This window comes from Absicoccus porci (assembly GCF_003725415.1).
Lineage (GTDB): Bacteria > Bacillota_I > Bacilli_A > Erysipelotrichales > Erysipelotrichaceae > Absicoccus > Absicoccus porci.
Genome location: NZ_RJQC01000002.1, coordinates 119,923 through 138,262, shown reverse-complemented (window position 1 = coordinate 138,262; position 18,340 = coordinate 119,923). Strand labels below are relative to the sequence as shown.

Below are 18,340 nucleotides of genomic sequence, written 5' to 3'. Positions count from 1 at the left end.
CTCAGCCTTTGAGCCCCGGTAATGCTCAAATAGGAGGAAGATTAATTATGCGTCAAACTACTATGGCAAAACCTGCTGACGTAAAGCGTACTTGGTATGTGATTGATGGCGAAGGCGAAACTTTGGGTCGTTTAGCTACCAAAGCTGCACATGTACTAAGAGGAAAACATAAACCTACATACACACCAAATGTGGATTGTGGTGATTATGTGATTGTTATCAATGCAGCAAAAGTTGAAATGACTGGAAACAAATTAAACACAGAAAAGTATTATAACCATTCTGGATTCTTTGGTGGTATGCGTGTTCGTACGGCAAAAGAAATGAAAGAAAAATATCCAGAAGAATGGGTAGAAAGAGTAATTAAAGGAATGTTGCCTCATACTCGTTTAGGTGATGTACAACGCGGACATTTGTATGTGTATGCTGGTAGTGAACATCCACATGCAGCTCAACAACCTGTTGAGTTAAAGGTGAAAGGATAAGGAGGAATAGATCATGGCAGACAATATGGTTCAATATCATGGCGTAGGACGCCGTAAAAAATCTGTTGCTCGTGTATTCTTGCGCCCAGGAACAGGTAAATTCGAAGTCAACGGAAAGAGCTTGGAAGACTATCTTCCATTGGAAACTTTACGTATGGTCGTAAAGGCTCCATTTGAAATCACAAATACAGTTGGTCAATTTGATGTATTGATCAATGTACATGGTGGTGGTTTCACAGGTCAAGCTGGCGCAATGCGTCACGGTATCACACGTGCATTGATGCAAGCAAGTGATGATTATCGTCCAGTATTGAAAGCAGCTGGCTTCGTTACTCGTGACCCTCGTGCAAAAGAACGTAAGAAATATGGTTTGAAAAAAGCACGTCGTGCACCTCAGTTCTCAAAACGTTAATTTGGAACCAATCAAAAGAAAAGCCCGTTTGGGCTTTTTTTTTACAATTGAATGGGTACTTGACGATGTTCAACAGAAGTTGAGAAAACAATTTGCGTTTGAGTCTGACCAAAATGTTGGAGTTCATTGATGAAATGATCCAATTGTTGTGTGGTCTGAAATACAACTTCAATCAACATAGCATATTCACCAGTTACGCAGTTACATTCAATGACATTCGGAATAGATTGAATAAAAGGATAGAATTCCTCTTTTTGGTAGGGTTGTACTTCTAAATTGATAAAGGCTTTGATATTGTATCCAAATAATAAGGTATTCATTTGTGCGTGATATCCGGTAAGAATACCGGAATGTTCCAATTTTTCAATGCGATTGGATACAGCTGGTGAAGATAGAAACACTTCTTTGGCAATCTCTTTAATCGGTGTACGGGCATTTTCTTGGAGAATTTTTAAGATCTTTCGATCAATCGCATCTAATTTTATATCCATGGCAATCACTTCTTTCTGTTACTAAAAGTGTACTTCAATTGAAAAAAACACAACATTAAAAAATAAAGTGAAAACATAAAAATATTAAAATAAATAATTTTAAATGGCTATAATACCTATTTTATCTTGGCTTTCACTTTAAAAACTTTACAATAAGAAAACTGAGTGCTATTCTTCAACCATAATTTAGAATTGATGTTGAGCCAAAAACACATCAATTGGAAATGAAATTAATGGAGGGAAAAGATATCAGTATTCGTGTTGAGTCAGATTCCGTAGGAACAAGAGAAGTACCAAGTGAAGCATATTATGGTGTACAGTCTATGCGTGCCGGGGAGAATTTTACGATCACAGGGATAGGAATGAACCCTGTTTTTTTAAAAAATCTCGCCTTGATCAAAAAGGCAGCCGCTATCACCAACTGCCTAGCTGGTGAATTAAATAATGCTTGTGCAGAAGCCATCATCAAAGCCAGCAATGAAGTCGTAGCCGGTAAGTTTGCGAAAGAATTCATTGTAGATGCTGTACAGGGCGGTGCCGGTACAAGTGCCAATATGAATATGAACGAAGTGATTGCCAATCGTGCCAATGAAATTCTTGGTGGTGATAAAGGATCTTACGATCTAGTACATCCAAATGATCATGTCAATATGGCTCAGTCAACCAATGATGTGGCTCCTACCGCTGGAAAAATGACAGTCATTGATTTGATGGATCCACTACTTGATGAATTGGAAAGATTAGAAAGTGAATTATATGCCAAATCGATTGAATTTGATGATGTGATCAAAATGGGACGTACCCAGCTACAAGATGCCGTTCCCATGCGTTTAGGTCAAACATTCCATGCCTATGCCGTCATGGTTGGTAGAGATCAAAAAGATTAGCTCATACGCTCAAAGAAATGTATGCAGTAAACTTAGGTGGTACAGCCATTGGTTCATCCATCAATGCTTCAACATACTATGTGGAAAACGTAGTTCCTTGTTTAGCTCGAATTTCAAATATGCCACTCACACAAGCCGATGATTTATTTGATGCGACAGAAAACTTAGATGGATTTGTTGCTGTGTCTGGAGCCCTAAAGACATGTGCAGTCAATCTTTCCAAGATGTGTAATGATCTTCGTCTTCTTTCTTCTGGTCCAAAAACAGGACTTGCCGAGATTGCTTTACCTGCGAAACAAAACGGTTCTTCGATCATACCAGGTAAAGTCAATCCTGTCATCCCTGAAGTAGTAACCCAAGTTGCATTCTTAGTGATTGGACACGATACGACCATTACGATGGCAGCTGAAGCCGGACAGTTGGAATTGAATGCTTTTGAACCAGTTCTATTCTATAATTTATTTGAATCTATCACGACTTTAAAAGGTGCCGTTAAAACATTGATTGATAACTGTATCGTTGGTATCACGGCTAATCGTAATCATACACGAGATCTATTAGAACATAGCGTTGGTATCATTACCGCACTCAATCCATATATTGGCTATAAGAAAGCAGCAGAAATTGCGAAAAAAGCAATCAAACAAGATAAAAGTGTCAGGGAACTTGTTCTTTCTGAAAAGCTATTGAGTGCAGAAGAGTTAGATAAAATTTTGAATCCGTATGCGTTAAGTGGTTCCAGTCACAACATGGGTCCTATTCTTTCCATGAATCCTTCCTTCCATGAAGTTCCTAAGCATTCTTAGGAACTTCCTTTTTTTTATTTAAAAATTTGATCAATAATTCTTTTTTTAAATTGGATAGAATGATCATCGCATTATATCATGTAAGAAAAGGAGGAAAGATTTATGGATTCATCATTTCCTGAAGTGAAAAAGTATTTTGGCTTTGGTTGTATGCGTCTACCAATGAAAGATGGGAACGTTGATCTTCCACAATTTGAAGATATGGTCGATCTGTTTCTTGAAAATGAATTCAATTATTTTGATACGGCACATGGTTATCTGGATGGTAAATCCGAATTGGCCATTCACGATGGATTAACCTCTCGATATCCGCGAGATCGTTATATTTTGACCGATAAATTAACGGAACCGTATTTTCAGAAACAAGAAGATATTCGACCATTTTTTGAAAAACAATTAGAATGGTGCGGCGTGGATTACTTTGATTTCTATCTTATGCATGCACAAGGCAGTACCAACTATAAAAAGTTTCAACGATGTCATGCCTATGAAACAGCCTTCGAATTGAAAAAAGAAGGAAAGATCAAACATGTAGGTATTTCTTTCCATGATAAAGCCACGGTCTTAGATCGTATATTGACCGATCATCCAGAAATTGAAATTGTCCAGATCCAATTCAATTATTTGGATTATGAGGATGCATCGGTAGAAAGTCGCAAAGTATATGAAGTAGCACGTAAACATCAAAAATCATTATTGGTGATGGAACCTGTGAAGGGTGGAATACTGGCAAATTTACCAGATGGTGCACAGAAAGTTTATGATGCATTGAATAAAAAGAATGGGACTCAACATTCCAATGCTTCCTATGCGATTCGTTTTGCGGCTGGATTTGATGGCATTCGCATGGTTCTTTCTGGAATGAGCACTCTTGATCAAATGAAAGATAATATTTCTTATATGAAAGACTTCCAACCATTGAATGACGAAGAAGAGGAAGCAATACAAGAAGTGACCCATGTTTTTCAGTCCTTGGAAATGATTCCTTGTACAGCTTGTCATTATTGTGTAGAAGAAAATCATTGTCCAAAGAAGATCTTGATTCCTGATTTATTTGCGTGCATGAATAAGAAAAAGATTACCGGGGATTGGAATATGAATTTCTACTATAATTCGGTGTTGACTGTCAATAATGGCAAAGCATCGGATTGTATCCGATGTGGTATGTGTGAAAAAGTTTGTCCTCAACATTTACCTATTCGTGATTTATTGAAACAAGTGGCACAAGAATTTGAATAAATCGATTATAATACATACAAGGAGGCATGTTTTATGGCTTGTTTTTTAGTTCCTGCAACCGAAGCAATCGTAACAACAACAATTAAAAAAGTTATTGAAAAAAAGGAAAAAGCACCCGTTTCCGTTGAAGTTGATTTAGGAAAAGGCAAAGAAACGGTTCAGCCAATTCCTTTTTCACGAAAATTAAAATGGTTAAGCAATATGCTTTGGGGTGGTTCGGTCCTATTGGCTTTTGAACATTTATGGCATGGTGAAGTTACACTATATTCACCATTCCTTACGGCCGCATCCAATCCGCAAGATTTACATGCGATGCTTCATGAAATGGCAACGACAGGTGTTTCAATGGCTGTGCTTATTACCGTTGTTTGGGGCGGTATGGTCGTGGTATCGAATGTGATGGCCAAAAAAGCATTGGTAAAAGAATGACCTTATTGATCACAGTATTTGCGGCGGTTTTCTGTACAGCGGCATGGTATCAAGACGTACAAAAACGCGAAATGAAAATAGGTCTGCTTTGCTGGCTATTTTGGGGCGCTTCTTTGATGTGGTTTGTGGATGCGATATTTGCTTATCGTAAACGGGGAGCTGCTTATTTTAGACCAACCCCCACCGAAATGCTCAATGATACTTTTTTGGGCTTATCAGTTGTTGCTTTAGGATTGGTGATTTGGATCGTATATGTATTGATCAAAGATCCAAAAGGCGTTGTTCGATCAAAGCTTTTTAATAAATAAAATGGAAGCACAGGAACCTGTGCTTTTTTAGGAGGAATGGAATGAAACTAACTGAATTTTTTAAGGAACATCCAAAAGTGGCTGTTGCGTTTTCTGGCGGTGTGGATTCGTCTTATCTTTTATATGCAGCCAAAAAAAGCGGGGCGCAAGTCCATGCATATTATGTCAAATCCGCCTTTCAACCCCAATTTGAATTGGATGATGCCAAACGCTTAGCCAAAGATATATCCATCGATATGACGATTCTTCCCGTTGATATTCTCCAAAAGGACGTCATCAGCAATCCATCCAATCGATGTTACTATTGTAAAAGACACATCTTTCAAACCATCATGCAACAGGCACATCAAGATGGCTATACCGTTTTATTGGATGGAACCAATGCGTCCGATGACAGTTCGGATCGACCCGGTATGGTTGCTCTAAAAGAATTATCTGTTTTATCTCCATTACGTCTATGTGGTTTGACCAAAGCTGAAATTCGAAGACGTTCAAAAGAAGCCGGATTATTTACCTGGAATAAACCAGCCTATGCTTGTTTGGCCACACGGATACCAACCGGACATCCTATTACTTCCGATATCTTGGAACGCACCGAATGGGCAGAAAATTATTTATTTTCACTTGGCTTTACTGATTTTCGTGTTCGTCTATTGGAAAATAGTGCACGACTCCAATTTCCCAAAGAACAGTTGGAACAAGTGCTGCAACATCGAAAACAGATCGTTCAAACATTGAAGACAAGATACGATCATATCTTATTGGATTTGGAGGTTCGTCATGAATGAAATCAAAGCAATTTTAGAACAAGTACAAGAAGGGAGTTTATCAGTAAATGATGCGTTGTTGGCATTAAAGAAAAAGCCATATGAAGATATTGGGTTTGCGAAAGTCGACATCCATCGAAAGCTTCGACAAGGGATGGCCGAAGTCATTTATGGCGCTAGCAAAACACCGGAACAAATCATCAAAATCATTCACACCATGCAAAAAAACAATCAAAAAACGATATTGATCACACGCTTATCCCTAGAAGCCGCGATGATCATCCAAAAGACATGTCCCATGGATTATCATGCCGATGCCAAAGTAGGCATTGTGGGTAGTAGGCCCGTGGCAGATGGTCTAGGCAAGATCGTAGTAGCTACGGGTGGTACCAGTGATATACCCGTTGCGGAGGAAGCGGCTTTGAGCGCTGAAATCATGGGCAATGAAGTATTGCGATTGTATGATGTTGGCGTATCCGGCCTGCATCGTTTACTTTCCCACTTGGATGAATTGATGAATGCTTCGGTGATCATTGCGATTGCCGGAATGGAAGGGGCATTAGCGAGTGTAATTGGCGGCTTGGTGGATTGTCCCGTTATTGCGGTACCTACAAGTGTAGGCTATGGTGCTTCTTTTGGCGGTGTGGCTGCCTTATTATCCATGTTGAATTCTTGTGCAAGTGGGGTGTCTGTTGTAAATATTGATAATGGCTTTGGTGCTGGTGTTCTTGCGAGTCGCATCAACCATATGGAGGTTAAAAAATGAAAACTTTATATTTGAATTGCTCGATGGGAGCTGCTGGAGATATGTTGACGGCGGCCTTACTTGAATTGTTGCCCGATCCAGATTCGTTTGTTTCCAAACTGAATGCATTGGCAATTCCTGAAGTTCATTTTGAAAAGGAAAAAAGTATCAAATGTGGTATTACGGGTACACATATGAAAGTGACAGTTCATGGACAAGAAGAAGGAGAAATGCATCATCACCACCATCATCATAGTCATCTGCAGGATATCGAACACATCGTTTCCCATTTGGATGTTTCTGATGGAATTTGGAAAGACATCTTAGCCGTTTATCAAGAAATTGCCCAAGCGGAAAGTAAAGTCCATGGTGTACCAGTTACCGATATCCATTTTCATGAAGTGGGAACGATGGATGCGATTGCGGATGTAACGGCTGTATGTATGTTGATGGCTGAAATTGCTCCAGATCAAGTGATTGTTTCTCCTGTTCATGTCGGTAGTGGACAAGTGCATTGTGCCCATGGCATCTTACCGGTTCCGGCACCGGCTACAGCTTATATTTTAAAGGGGATTCCGATTTATGGTGGCCAAATCGATGGAGAATTATGTACGCCAACGGGCGCCGCATTGTTAAAGCATTTTGCGACCAAATTTGGCGACATGCCCATCATGAATGTGACTTCGATTGGCTATGGTATGGGAACCAAAGATTTTGAAGCAGCCAATTGTGTGCGTGCCTTTCTTGGTGAAACCGAAGATCAAACTGAGCAAATTTATGAATTGCATTGCAATGTTGACGATATGACGGGTGAAGAAATTGGCTTTGCGACAGAAGCTTTGTTTGAAGCTGGGGCTGTAGAAGTATTTACGATTCCCGTGCAAATGAAAAAGAATCGTCCAGGAACGCTTTTCTGTGTTCTTTGTACGCAAGAAAAACACGATGTTGTGGTTCGTACTTTATTTCAATATACGACTACAATTGGCATTCGAGAAAAGAAATGTGATCGATATGTCTTAGATCGTACGATAGAATCCATCAATACCGCGTATGGACAAGTGCACTATAAACATTCTTCGGGCTATGGTATACAACGGGATAAGTATGAATATGAAGATCTTGTCCACATTGCCCGCAAACAAGGTTGGAGCTTAATGGAAGTCATTCAAAAAATAAATACTGAAAAATAATATCGTTTTGTGTTATCATGAACCCATGACAAAAAGAAGATGGATCTATTATTTGATTGGGTTATTTATTTTAGCGTTGGGCTTGGAATTGAATTCAAAAACAGGATTGGGTGTATCTGCCATTATTTCGGTAGCCTATGCCAATTCGGTTTTGTTTGGGATTGCTTTTCCAGATATGACATTGATTCTCTACATTATTTTTGTGTTGGTTGAATTGATCATTCATACCATACGGAAACAACCACGCCAGGTCTTAGTGATGGATGTGCTGCAAATTCCATTGAGCATTGTATTTACACGTTTTATGAAAGTGTATGAACTATTTATTCCTGATTTATTTGGTTCGGTATTTTCATTGCGATTGTTCGTATTGATTTTGGCTGTTATTTGTACAGGAATTGGTGCTGCTATGACTTTGAATATGCGTATTGTTCCGAATCCGGGAGACGGTATTGTTCAGACCATTGCGGATGCCATTGGCAAAGAAACAGGTATTACGAAAAACTGTGTGGATTTGAGTTGCGTATTGTTGACACTGTTGATTGATTCCATTTTTGTGGGATCATTTGCTGGATTAGGTTTAGGCACGTTGTTATCGATGATTGGAGTGGGCCGAACCATTGCTTATTTCAATCGTTGGGTCGGAAACCAGATGGTTATTCAGTGTGGCATTGACAATGCATAAGAAAGCGAATACAATAGAGAGCAGGACGTTTGTCCTGTTTTTTTAACACTTAGATATGAAAAATATTCATATCCGATATGAGAAAGGGAGAGATTATGGATTTAAATCAATTTGGAATCTTACTTGCCATTGTGGTATATCTTGGCGGTATGATCTATATCGGTTTTAAGGTCATGGACCGCAATAAAACCGTGGGTGACTTTTATTTAGGAGGTCGTGAGCTCGGTCCATTCGTGACTGCAATGAGTGCGGAAGCCTCCGATATGTCAAGTTGGCTATTGATGGGATTGCCTGGTGTTGCTTATTTATCGGGTGTTGCCGATGCCGGTTGGACAGCGATTGGTTTAGCCGTTGGAACGTATTTAAACTGGTTGATCGTAGCTAAACGAATTCGTACGTATTCGGAACGAATCGATGCAATCACGATTCCTGAATTTTTTGCCAAACGTTATCATGATAATAAAAAAACGTTGATTTTGATTGCAGCCATCTGGATCATTGTCTTCTTTGTACCCTATACGGCAAGTGGTTTTGTCGCTTGTGGTAAATTATTCAATACCTTATTTGGTGTGGATTATCATGTAGCTATGATCGTAAGTGCGTTGGTCATTGTCATCTATACGACCTTAGGTGGCTTTTTAGCTGCATCCACAACGGACTTTATTCAAAGTATCATTATGACCATTGCTCTTGTGATCGTTGTATCCTATGGCATCATGATGGCTGGTGGAATGGATAGTGTTATGGGACATGCCTATGCTTTGCCTGGATATATGAGTTTTACCCAATCGTATGATGTAGCTACAAAATCAGCGATACCATATAGTGTACTTACCATTGCTTCGAAAGCGGCTTGGGGATTGGGTTACTTTGGTATGCCACATATCTTATTGCGTTTTATGGCTATCAAAGATAAAAATCAATTGAAATTATCTCGTCGTGTGGCTACCATTTGGGTCGTTATCTCTATGTTTGTTTCCGTATTTATCGGTATTGTTGCGATGGCAATGTCCAAAGAAGGCGTTCTTGCCACTTTGGTTGGATCGGATTCAGAAACAGCGATTGTGCGTATTGCCCATTTATTGAGTACGCATGGTTTTGGTTTTGCCTTGATTGCTGGTGTCATTCTTTCGGGTATCTTGGCAAGTACGATGTCTACTTCGGATTCCCAATTATTGGCTGCATCGAGTTCAGTATCCAACGATATCATCTCTGACTATTTGAAAAAAGATTATGCACAGAAACGATTGTTAAAAATTTCTCGTGCTTGTTTATTGATCATTGCTTTTATTGGTATGATTTTAGCTTGGGATCCCAATAGTTCTGTCTTTCAAATCGTATCGTTTGCGTGGGCAGGCTTTGGAGCTTCCTTTGGACCTGTGGTATTATTGGCCTTATTCTGGAAAAATTCCAACAAATATGGTGCCATCTTTGGTATGTTAACGGGTGGTGTCATGGTCTTTGTATGGCATTTCTTGATCAGTCCAATTGGTGGTGTTTGGGGCATTTATGAATTATTGCCTGCCTTTGTGATTGCGTTGGTTGTCAATGTTGTGGTCAGTCTAGCAACTGGTGGTGCTTCACAAGAAATTAAAGCTGAATTTGAGGATGTAAAGGCAGCCGACTAATGGACATCAAACAATTTGCGTTATTAGAAGATCTAAATAAAACGGGAAGTATTACCTCCAGTGCCCAACGTTTGGGTTCAACGCAATCGGGGATTAGTCATACCATTAAGAAATTAGAAAAAGAGTGGCATATCAAGCTTTTAAAACGTACCAACCATGGGGTTGAACTAACAAGTGAGGCCAAGTATTTATTGCCGTATATGCAATCGACGTTGGTCCAATATACACGGTTTAAAGAAGCTTTAGATGCCATCAATGGCTTATCGACAGGATCGATAACGATTGGTTCGTATTCAAGTATTGCGAAACATTGGTTACCAACCCTTTTGCAGCGATTCAATCAAACCTATCCCCAAATTCAAATTCATGTGCGTGAAGGGGATTACGATGAAATCATGCAGTGGATCGGACAAGGAACAGTTGATTTTGGCTTTATCTCTCAATCGGGACAATCGAACTTTATGTTCCTTCCGTTTCAAAAAGAAATGTTGTATGCAGTTGTCTGTGAGAAACAAACAAAAGATGTGATGCCAATTCATGAATTGGAACAGTATCCCTATATTGCGAGTGAAATTGGTGTGGATAATGATGTATCGGCAACGTTACGTCAAGCTGGTATCCAACCTCATGTCATTTGTTATTGTAAAGAAGATGCGTCCATTGTGGCTATGGTCAAACAAGGGTTGGGTATTACGATCTTACCCGAATTGAGTTTAAAAGGTTTGGACGTCAATACTTATCCATTGGATCCACCTGCCTATCGAACGTTAGGCATCATGTATAAATCGGAAGATGTATTATCGGCAGCCGATAAAGCATTAATTGAAATTGCCAAAGAAATAATCGAAAAGAAGGACTAAGACAAACTTAGTCCTTTTGTTTGGTAAATTGGGAAAAAAGAATATTGATAAAGATAATACCAGCTGACATACAAGACGCAAAAATCAAAGTATATTTAGCGTAATAGAGACTACGAGCTGTATTTTGGAGTAAAAGATAATAAATCGTATAATAAAGACCAGACCCAGGAATCAGTGGAATAGCACCAACGGCAATAAAAACGGTCGTTGGTTTTTTATAGATTCGAGCCATGATCCCGGCGTAAATACCCATAAACAAAGAGGCAATAAAGCCGCATAGATACGGATTCGCTAGCCATTGATGGGTGATCAAATAAACTAGCCACGCAAGAAAACCGCCCATGCATGTAGGCAGCAATATATCTTTTTTGGTATTAAAGATGAACGCAAATCCCATAGAACCGAAAAAGGCCATGATCAGTTGTATTATATTGAACATCGTAACTACCTCTACAATAAAAAGGAATGAATACAAACAAAACCCAAAGCAATGGATATTGCCACCAGAATGGCCTCCACAATGTGTATGACACCTGTAATGGAATCACCGATGAATAAATCTCTTAAGGCATTTGTGAACGCAGTACCAGGAATTAGAATCATGATATTGCCAATCGCAATCAGATCATAATGATCGCCAATCCCTATGTGGAGAAAGAAAGCATTTAATAAACCACCACAAAGAGACCAAACCAAAGGAATAAAAATGCGATTGTTTGAATATTTTTTAATGCCCGATTCAATGGGTTTTAATAAAGCGCCAATGATGGCGGCAGCAATCATATCATGAAAATTGCCTCCAAAAAATACACAAAAAGAACCGGATATGAGAGCATACGCAAAAACCTGTAAAGAATAGGGATAATTTTGAATTTCTTCAATATTGTTTAATCGTTTTTCAACCACGACCAATGGTGGCTTATTTTTGCAGATATATCGAGATAACTCATTTAAAGCACTTAATTTATCAATATCCATCGTGGTATTTTGGATTCGACGCGTTTGGGTATAGGTATCATATCCAATATGCATTGTTGTTTCGATATTGACAGTGATGGAAAACACATCCACTCGGGTAGCTCCATACGCTATGCATATGCGACGAATGCTATCTTCGGTACGATTTGTTTCCGCACCATATTGGAGTAATTTTTCACCTACATCCATCGCGATTGTAAGATATTGATTGGCCGTATTTTCCATATAATTTTAGTATACAAAAGATCTGTTTTTTTTCAATGGCTTGCCAAACATAGGGAATCTCTTTACAATAAGGCTATGAAATTTAGCGATTTATCCATAGATCCATCCTTACAAAAAAGCATTGCTCGCATGGGCTACCAGGATCTCATGCCAATTCAAGAAGCGGTTCTACCTACATTATTGAAACATACCAGTTGTGTGGTGCAATCACGTACCGGTTCAGGGAAAACATTGGCCTATGGGATTGGATTGGAACAAGATCTAGTCATCAATCAACACGATCCACAAGCGATGGTATTAGCCCCTACACGAGAACTTTCTATGCAGATTGAAAAAGAATTATCCTTATTAGGTGCGTATAAGAAAGTAAAATGTGTGACATTGATTGGCAAACAATCATTTGATATGCAAAAAGAAGATCTATCTCAACGAACTCATATCCTTGTGGGAACACCGGGACGAGTCTATGATCATATGCTTCAAGGTAGTTTTTCGTATGAACAAATCAAATATTTGGTGTTAGATGAAGCGGATGCTTTATTAAATACGGATTTTATTGAACGAATGGAATGGATCATCAATCATGTGCAGCCGGAAACGATTGTTTTAGTCAGTGCAACAATGGGTGAATCGGTACAAAACTTTGTACATAAATATATGCAAGATGCCCCTGTGATTCGAGTGGATCAAACCAATCATCAAATTGATTCATATCGTATCCTGGTAGCGAATGAAAATAAGCCCGAAAAGTGTTTAGAAGTACTACAAAAAGAATTACCGGATGCTTGTATCATATTTTGTGCGACAAAAGATCGTGTCGATGCTTTGTATCAATATCTTTCTTTGTATGATGTATCGGTCATGCGTATTCATGCAGGAATGGAACAATCGCAACGAAAAGAAACGATTCAGGCATTTGAAAAAGGCAATGTCCGAATCTTGATTGCTACGGACATCTTAGCGCGAGGTATTGATATCGAAAAAGTGAATTTGGTCATCAATTATGATAAACCGGATTCAAAGACAATCTATACCCATCGAATTGGTCGTAGTGGACGTATTTATGAAGAAGGAAAAGCCATCACATTTATTGAACCAGGGCAATCGTATGATCGTTCGCTTCCTGAATGGAATAATGATGTTTCTTTGGAACCATGGCGTTTTGAAGTATTAAAAACAAGTCATCGTAAGATTGAAAATAAAGATGCGAAAGTGCGTGAAGATATCATGAAGTTATATATTACAGCAGGTAAATCCAAGAAGATACGGCCTGGTGATATTGTAGGTGCTTTATGTGCAATTCATGGCATCACGATGGATGATATTGGCGTGATCCAGGTACAAGATCATCAAACATTTGTTGATATCTTACATGGAAAGGGAGATATTATTTTAAAGAATTTACATCAAGTCAAGAAAAAACACGTTCGAGTTGAACGTGCAAAATCAGAAGAATAAGTGTTCAATTAATATTTTAATTCCCAATACGATGAGGATGATACCACCCAATCGTTCGGCATAGGCTTGAAATAAAGAACCAAGTTTCTTTCCTAATTTGACACAGATGAAAGAAAGAACAAAAGTAATGAGGGCAAAAAGACCAGTAGCTAGCCAAACATTTACACGTAAGAAGGCGAGGGTAACGCCAACGGCCAAGGCATCAATGCTGGTGGCAATGGCTAAAACCAAAATGACTTTCCAAGAGATGGAGTGCACGACAGAGGCATCTTCATCTTTTTCTTTGCTTTCACGAATCATGTTGATACCGATGATCGATAATAAAATAAAAGCGATCCAATGATCAATGGAAGTAATATATTTCGCAAAATGAGAACCAATAAAATAACCAGCCAAGGGCATAGCACCTTGAAAGAAACCAAAGGCAAGGCCTAACTTAATGGCGTATTCATTGATATGTTCTTTGGATAAGGACATGCCTTTCGCAATGGAAACAGCACTAGCATCCATGGCCAGGCCAATACCACACAATATGATTGATAATAAGTCCATGATTTATCTCCTATTTTTTATTTTCGCGATCAATACACATGATCAGCAAGGCAATCAATAATAGGCCGCAACTGACAAGAATTGTTTTGGTTTGTAGAAAAGGCAAGCACAAATTGCCAATAATAGCACCCACCACAAAACAAATGATCACAAAATAGTAGAGTAAAGCACGTTCAAGACTTTGTCTATCTTTTTCATAAAAAAAGTGGATCAAATGATGTGTGCCACTGCGAATATTACCAATACACATGGTCGTGGCAAAGCTATTGCCATGCAGTTTACGAAAAGCTTGGACTTGAATACCACAGGCTAAGGATGTCAATGAATTGGCAAGCAAATTATAGGAAAGGGGGATCATGGATACGATGGCCAATAAACCAATTTCAATGAGCAAAGTAAACTGACGCCAATGCATAAAATGAATTTTATGGAGATGAATGATTTCGCAAAGGGCAATACCAATACAAAAAAACAGGATAGGGAAGGCATAGTGGAGGCAATGATCCCATTGTCCACTGGAAGCATAAACACCAAATAAGAGGATGTTTCCGGTTTGGGCATTGGCAAAAACTTGGTCTCGTAATAAATAGGAGTAGGCATCCATCAAGCCACCGCTCATAGCTAGAAAAATAGCTAATTCTATCGATTCTGAGGTTTGTTTGGCACGATTCATAGGGATAGTATACAACAAATGGCGAAAAAAAAGAACGCATTTCGATGCGTTCTCAAATGACTAAACAGTACCTTGTGCTTTCATTGCCTCAGCAATCTTTAAGAAAGCAGCAATGTTGGCACCAACAACATAGTCTTTTTCATGACCATATTCTTTGGCAGTATCACGGCAAGTATTGAAGATGTTGACCATGATATCGTGTAAACGAGTGTCGACTTCTTCAGCTGTCCATGATAAGTGTTGTGCGTTTTGTGACATTTCCAATCCAGAACAAGCTACACCACCGGCATTCGAAGCTTTACCTGGGGAATAGAATACACCATGTTGTTTGATGTAATCGATAGCTTCTGGCGTTGTTGGCATGTTCGCACCTTCGCAAAGAGCAAATACACCATTGGCAACTAAGTTCTTTGCATCGTCTAGGCTAACTTCGTTTTGTGTTGCACATGGTAAGGCAATATCACATTTGATGCTCCAAGGACGAGCACCTGGTGTATATGTAGCTTCTGGATGTTTTTCAACATATTCTTTGATACGTCCACGACGAACTTCTTTGATTTCTTTGACAAGATCTAAATCAATTCCGTTTGGATCGTATACAAATCCATTGGAATCAGACATCGTAACAACTTTAGCACCTAATTGCGTTGCTTTTTCACAAGCATAGATGGCAACGTTACCACTACCAGAAATACAAACGGTCTTACCTTTGAAAGAAGTACCATTGTCTTCCAATAAGGCTTCGGTGAAGTAACATAATCCATATCCGGTTGCTTCGGTACGAACCAAAGAACCACCAAAAGTTAATCCTTTACCTGTCAATACACCGCTCCATTCGTTTTTCAAACGTTTGTATTGTCCAAATAAATAACCAACTTCACGTCCACCAACACCGATATCACCAGCAGGAACATCTGTGTCTGGTCCGATGTGACGATATAATTCGGTCATAAAGCTTTGGCAGAAACGCATAACTTCAGCGTCACTCTTGCCTTTTGGATCAAAGTCAGATCCACCTTTTCCACCGCCCATTGGCAATGTTGTCAAGGCATTCTTGAAGATTTGTTCGAATCCTAAGAATTTGATGATACTTACATTTACCGATGGATGGAAGCGAAGACCACCTTTGTAAGGACCAATTGCTGAATTAAATTCAATACGATAACCACGATTGACTTGTGTCACACCATTGTCATCGACCCAAGGGACACGGAAAATGATTTGACGTTCAGGTTCAACCAAACGTTTCATCACATCGTCATCCAATTTTTCTGGATGAACTTCCTGGATGATTTCCAAAGAACGGAATACTTCTTCTACCGCTTCAAGGAATTCAATGTCATTGGGATTTCTTTTCTTAACAGTTTCGTAAATAGCATTTAAATCTGTCATGAATTTCCTCCTGGAATATTGATTCCGCGATTAATATATCATATTCATGAAATGGTTTACAGTACTTTTCATCTTTTTTCATTGTTTTCAAGATGTGGTATCCTATATGTATAGAGAGGTGTCGATTTGTGAACAAAACAACATTGATTCAATATTTTGAATGGTATCTAGCTAATGATGGGTCTTTGTGGAAACAAGTTGCGCAAGAAGCAAAAAAAATTGCAGCTTTGGGTATTGATAAGATTTGGTTGCCTCCTGCCTATAAAGGAGCAAGTGGCAAGAACGATGTGGGATATGGCGTCTATGATATGTATGATCTTGGTGAGTTCAATCAAAAAGGAACCATTCCAACAAAATATGGAACCAAAGATGAATATCTCCAAGCCATTGATGCATGTCATCAAGCCGGTATTGCGGTAATTGCGGATATTGTCTTTAATCATCGAATGGGTGCCGATGCCAAAGAAACGATCCAAGCCCGACAAATGGATTGGAATCATCGAGAACATGCTCTTTCGGATGAAGAGACCGTAGAAGTATGGACGAAATATACGTTCCCAGGCCGTAAGGGAAAGTATTCCGATTTTATATGGAATTGGGATTGTTTTGATGGAACGGATTATGATGCTTTATCCAAACGAAACGAATTGTTGGAATTCAATACAAAACAATGGGATGAAAATGTATCGCATGAAGATGATAATTTTGATTATATCATGGGTGATGATTTGGACTTTTCCAATCCTACTGTCGTAGAAGAACTCTATCGATGGGGAAAATGGTATTGGCAAATGTGTCATGTGGATGGATATCGGTTGGATGCTTGTAAGAGCATTGATTTTGATTTTTTTCCAGGTTGGTTACAGTCACAAGCGAATATGGCGAAAGCGAATCCATTTGCGGTTGGTGAATATTGGAGTGGTAATGTCAATGATCTAAATCAATATCTCAATCATTGTAATCATTGTATGACTTTGTTTGATGTGCCGTTGCATTTTCATTTATTTGATGCTTCCAATAGTTATGATCAATACAATATGGCCACAATTTTTCAGGGAACACTTTCCCAGCAACAACCGGATTATGCGGTAGCTTTTGTTGATAATCACGATACACAACCAGGGCAAGCTTTGCAGTCTTGGATCCAAGGCTGGTTCAAGATTCATGCGTATGCTTTGATTCTTTTGTATCGATGCAAAGTTCCTTGTGTATTTTATGGTGATATGTATGGAATTTCCCATGATCATATTGATCCGGTTCCGTATTTAGCAGAAATGTGTTGGATTCGTAAACATTTTATGAGCGATGATATCGAAGATCGATTGGATGATTGGCATTGTATTGGTTGGATGGTCAGGTCCGAACATCCGATCATTGTGGTCATGACCAATAGTTATCGAAATCAAAAAACCTTTCATGTCGGTGAGCCAAATGAAAAATTCATTGATATCATTACAGGTGACGAAGTAATCATTGATGCCAATGGAAATGGTACTTTTGTTTGTCGAGATGGTCAATGTGGTATATATTTAAGACAGGCAGACGTACAGACAATGAAAGAGGAGGTCAAATAAATGAAAATTGCGATTGGAAATGATCATGGTGCGGTAGAGTATAAAGACATCATTAAAGCTATGTTGACGGAAGAAGGTCATGAAGTCATTGATTGTGGTACCAATAGTACGGATAGTTGTGATTATCCAGATTATGCGAAAGCTGTTGCCGATAAGGTTGTATCTGGAGAAGTAGAAAAAGGTATCGTAATTTGTGGTACAGGTATTGGTATTTCGATTGCAGCCAATAAAGTAAAAGGCATTCGTTGTGGATTGTGCACGAATACGACGATGGCACGTTTAACACGGGAACACAATGATGCCAATGTCTTATCGATGGGACAAAGAATTATTGGAATTGAAACCGCAAAAGATATTGTACACACCTTTTTATCTACACCATTTAGTAATGGAGAACGTCATAAACGTAGAATTGAAAAGATCACTGAAATTGAAAATAATCAGTAAAAACATGAGTCGAACAATGGTTCGACTTCTTTTTTTGAAAAAAATTAAAAAAGGGGTTGCAGAAGGGGGATAGATTTGATAATATAATTGAGCACGCGAAAGCGTGACG

Annotated in this window: 21 protein-coding genes and 1 pseudogene; 16 read left to right on the top strand and 6 right to left on the bottom strand. The window is 38.9% G+C overall.

Annotated features, from left to right (window positions below):
- Positions 1–47 precede the first annotated feature (47 nt).
- Positions 48–485 (top strand): 50S ribosomal protein L13, encoded by a 438-nt coding sequence (gene rplM / locus EDX97_RS05330; protein WP_128520155.1) that lies wholly within the window; start codon positions 48–50, stop codon positions 483–485.
- Between the two features lie 13 nt (positions 486–498).
- Entirely contained in the window at positions 499–897 is a 399-nt protein-coding gene (rpsI, locus tag EDX97_RS05325) for a 30S ribosomal protein S9 (protein WP_128520154.1), read from the top strand.
- Between the two features lie 41 nt (positions 898–938).
- On the opposite strand, the gene EDX97_RS05320 is transcribed toward rpsI, so the two are convergent.
- Positions 939–1,388, bottom strand: a complete 450-nt coding sequence (locus tag EDX97_RS05320) for an Lrp/AsnC family transcriptional regulator (RefSeq protein ID WP_128520153.1) — start codon at positions 1,386–1,388, stop codon at positions 939–941.
- Positions 1,389–1,612: 224 nt separating this feature from the next.
- Here EDX97_RS05320 and EDX97_RS12035 point away from each other — a divergent pair.
- The 11 genes and pseudogenes from EDX97_RS12035 to EDX97_RS05270 all read left to right on the top strand — a co-directional run.
- A pseudogene (locus tag EDX97_RS12035) lies at positions 1,613–2,595 on the top strand (lyase family protein); the annotation flags it as partial.
- Positions 2,596–2,673: 78 nt separating this feature from the next.
- The gene (locus tag EDX97_RS12215; protein ID WP_420884693.1) at positions 2,674–3,081 is read left to right on the top strand and encodes a hypothetical protein; all 408 of its coding nucleotides are present in this window, start codon (positions 2,674–2,676) and stop codon (positions 3,079–3,081) included.
- Between the two features lie 102 nt (positions 3,082–3,183).
- A complete protein-coding gene (locus EDX97_RS05310) occupies positions 3,184–4,320 on the top strand; it encodes an aldo/keto reductase (protein ID WP_183164276.1) in 1,137 nt (378 codons plus the stop codon).
- 33 nt (positions 4,321–4,353) lie between these two features.
- Entirely contained in the window at positions 4,354–4,749 is a 396-nt protein-coding gene (locus EDX97_RS05305; RefSeq protein WP_128520152.1) for a hypothetical protein, read from the top strand.
- On the top strand, positions 4,746–5,057 hold the full coding sequence (locus EDX97_RS05300; RefSeq protein ID WP_128520151.1) for a hypothetical protein: 312 nt from the start codon (positions 4,746–4,748) through the stop codon (positions 5,055–5,057). The genes EDX97_RS05305 and EDX97_RS05300 overlap by 4 nt, the downstream gene beginning before the upstream one ends.
- 41 nt (positions 5,058–5,098) lie before the next feature.
- Positions 5,099–5,845, top strand: coding sequence for an ATP-dependent sacrificial sulfur transferase LarE (gene larE / locus EDX97_RS05295; protein WP_128520150.1), 747 nt, complete (start codon positions 5,099–5,101; stop codon positions 5,843–5,845).
- A complete protein-coding gene (larB, locus tag EDX97_RS05290) occupies positions 5,838–6,590 on the top strand; it encodes a nickel pincer cofactor biosynthesis protein LarB (protein WP_128520149.1) in 753 nt (250 codons plus the stop codon). The genes larE and larB overlap by 8 nt, the downstream gene beginning before the upstream one ends.
- On the top strand, positions 6,587–7,759 hold the full coding sequence (gene larC, locus EDX97_RS05285; protein ID WP_128520148.1) for a nickel pincer cofactor biosynthesis protein LarC: 1,173 nt from the start codon (positions 6,587–6,589) through the stop codon (positions 7,757–7,759). The genes larB and larC overlap by 4 nt, the downstream gene beginning before the upstream one ends.
- 25 nt (positions 7,760–7,784) lie before the next feature.
- On the top strand, positions 7,785–8,444 hold the full coding sequence (locus EDX97_RS05280) for a YczE/YyaS/YitT family protein (protein ID WP_128520147.1): 660 nt from the start codon (positions 7,785–7,787) through the stop codon (positions 8,442–8,444).
- A 95-nt stretch (positions 8,445–8,539) separates the two neighbouring features.
- Positions 8,540–10,072 (top strand): sodium/proline symporter, encoded by a 1,533-nt coding sequence (locus EDX97_RS05275; RefSeq protein WP_128520146.1) that lies wholly within the window; start codon positions 8,540–8,542, stop codon positions 10,070–10,072.
- Positions 10,072–10,932, top strand: a complete 861-nt coding sequence (locus tag EDX97_RS05270) for a LysR family transcriptional regulator (RefSeq protein WP_128520145.1) — start codon at positions 10,072–10,074, stop codon at positions 10,930–10,932. The genes EDX97_RS05275 and EDX97_RS05270 overlap by 1 nt, the downstream gene beginning before the upstream one ends.
- Positions 10,933–10,939: 7 nt before the next feature.
- Here EDX97_RS05270 and EDX97_RS05265 read toward each other — a convergent pair whose 3' ends face one another.
- Positions 10,940–11,371: a threonine/serine exporter family protein gene (locus EDX97_RS05265; protein WP_128520144.1), complete on the bottom strand. Its 432-nt coding sequence runs from the start codon at positions 11,369–11,371 to the stop codon at positions 10,940–10,942.
- Between the two features lie 11 nt (positions 11,372–11,382).
- On the bottom strand, positions 11,383–12,135 hold the full coding sequence (locus EDX97_RS05260) for a threonine/serine exporter family protein (RefSeq protein WP_128520143.1): 753 nt from the start codon (positions 12,133–12,135) through the stop codon (positions 11,383–11,385).
- Between the two features lie 75 nt (positions 12,136–12,210).
- On the opposite strand from EDX97_RS05260, the gene EDX97_RS05255 reads away from it, so the two are divergent.
- On the top strand, positions 12,211–13,593 hold the full coding sequence (locus EDX97_RS05255) for a DEAD/DEAH box helicase (protein ID WP_128520142.1): 1,383 nt from the start codon (positions 12,211–12,213) through the stop codon (positions 13,591–13,593).
- Here the strand turns inward: EDX97_RS05255 and EDX97_RS05250 are convergent.
- From EDX97_RS05250 to gdhA, 3 genes are read right to left on the bottom strand one after another with little or no spacing between them, the layout of a single operon-like run.
- Complete coding sequence (locus EDX97_RS05250) at positions 13,582–14,145, bottom strand: manganese efflux pump MntP (RefSeq protein ID WP_128520141.1); 564 nt, start codon at positions 14,143–14,145, stop codon at positions 13,582–13,584. The genes EDX97_RS05255 and EDX97_RS05250 overlap by 12 nt on opposite strands.
- Before the next feature lie 10 nt (positions 14,146–14,155).
- Entirely contained in the window at positions 14,156–14,818 is a 663-nt protein-coding gene (locus EDX97_RS05245) for a YoaK family protein (protein WP_128520140.1), read from the bottom strand.
- Between the two features lie 60 nt (positions 14,819–14,878).
- A complete protein-coding gene (gene gdhA / locus EDX97_RS05240; protein WP_128520139.1) occupies positions 14,879–16,210 on the bottom strand; it encodes an NADP-specific glutamate dehydrogenase in 1,332 nt (443 codons plus the stop codon).
- A 128-nt stretch (positions 16,211–16,338) separates the two neighbouring features.
- Here gdhA and EDX97_RS05235 point away from each other — a divergent pair, with 128 nt between their 5' ends.
- On the top strand, positions 16,339–17,784 hold the full coding sequence (locus tag EDX97_RS05235) for an alpha-amylase (protein WP_183164275.1): 1,446 nt from the start codon (positions 16,339–16,341) through the stop codon (positions 17,782–17,784).
- The gene (gene rpiB / locus EDX97_RS05230) at positions 17,785–18,231 is read left to right on the top strand and encodes a ribose 5-phosphate isomerase B (protein WP_128520137.1); all 447 of its coding nucleotides are present in this window, start codon (positions 17,785–17,787) and stop codon (positions 18,229–18,231) included.
- The last annotated feature ends 109 nt before the right edge of the window (positions 18,232–18,340 follow it).

Bases quoted from the DNA above. Each gene is read 5' to 3' on its own strand.
- rplM (WP_128520155.1), top strand. From the start codon at position 48: ATGCGTCAAACTACTATGGCAAAACCTGCTGACGTAAAGCGTACTTGG.
- rpsI (WP_128520154.1), top strand. From the start codon at position 499: ATGGCAGACAATATGGTTCAATATCATGGCGTAGGACGCCGTAAAAAA.
- EDX97_RS05320 (WP_128520153.1), bottom strand. From the start codon at position 1,388: ATGGATATAAAATTAGATGCGATTGATCGAAAGATCTTAAAAATTCTC.
- EDX97_RS12215 (WP_420884693.1), top strand. From the start codon at position 2,674: ATGGCAGCTGAAGCCGGACAGTTGGAATTGAATGCTTTTGAACCAGTT.
- EDX97_RS05310 (WP_183164276.1), top strand. From the start codon at position 3,184: ATGGATTCATCATTTCCTGAAGTGAAAAAGTATTTTGGCTTTGGTTGT.
- EDX97_RS05305 (WP_128520152.1), top strand. From the start codon at position 4,354: ATGGCTTGTTTTTTAGTTCCTGCAACCGAAGCAATCGTAACAACAACA.
- EDX97_RS05300 (WP_128520151.1), top strand. From the start codon at position 4,746: ATGACCTTATTGATCACAGTATTTGCGGCGGTTTTCTGTACAGCGGCA.
- larE (WP_128520150.1), top strand. From the start codon at position 5,099: ATGAAACTAACTGAATTTTTTAAGGAACATCCAAAAGTGGCTGTTGCG.
- larB (WP_128520149.1), top strand. From the start codon at position 5,838: ATGAATGAAATCAAAGCAATTTTAGAACAAGTACAAGAAGGGAGTTTA.
- larC (WP_128520148.1), top strand. From the start codon at position 6,587: ATGAAAACTTTATATTTGAATTGCTCGATGGGAGCTGCTGGAGATATG.
- EDX97_RS05280 (WP_128520147.1), top strand. From the start codon at position 7,785: ATGACAAAAAGAAGATGGATCTATTATTTGATTGGGTTATTTATTTTA.
- EDX97_RS05275 (WP_128520146.1), top strand. From the start codon at position 8,540: ATGGATTTAAATCAATTTGGAATCTTACTTGCCATTGTGGTATATCTT.
- EDX97_RS05270 (WP_128520145.1), top strand. From the start codon at position 10,072: ATGGACATCAAACAATTTGCGTTATTAGAAGATCTAAATAAAACGGGA.
- EDX97_RS05265 (WP_128520144.1), bottom strand. From the start codon at position 11,371: ATGTTCAATATAATACAACTGATCATGGCCTTTTTCGGTTCTATGGGA.
- EDX97_RS05260 (WP_128520143.1), bottom strand. From the start codon at position 12,135: ATGGAAAATACGGCCAATCAATATCTTACAATCGCGATGGATGTAGGT.
- EDX97_RS05255 (WP_128520142.1), top strand. From the start codon at position 12,211: ATGAAATTTAGCGATTTATCCATAGATCCATCCTTACAAAAAAGCATT.
- EDX97_RS05250 (WP_128520141.1), bottom strand. From the start codon at position 14,145: ATGGACTTATTATCAATCATATTGTGTGGTATTGGCCTGGCCATGGAT.
- EDX97_RS05245 (WP_128520140.1), bottom strand. From the start codon at position 14,818: ATGAATCGTGCCAAACAAACCTCAGAATCGATAGAATTAGCTATTTTT.
- gdhA (WP_128520139.1), bottom strand. From the start codon at position 16,210: ATGACAGATTTAAATGCTATTTACGAAACTGTTAAGAAAAGAAATCCC.
- rpiB (WP_128520137.1), top strand. From the start codon at position 17,785: ATGAAAATTGCGATTGGAAATGATCATGGTGCGGTAGAGTATAAAGAC.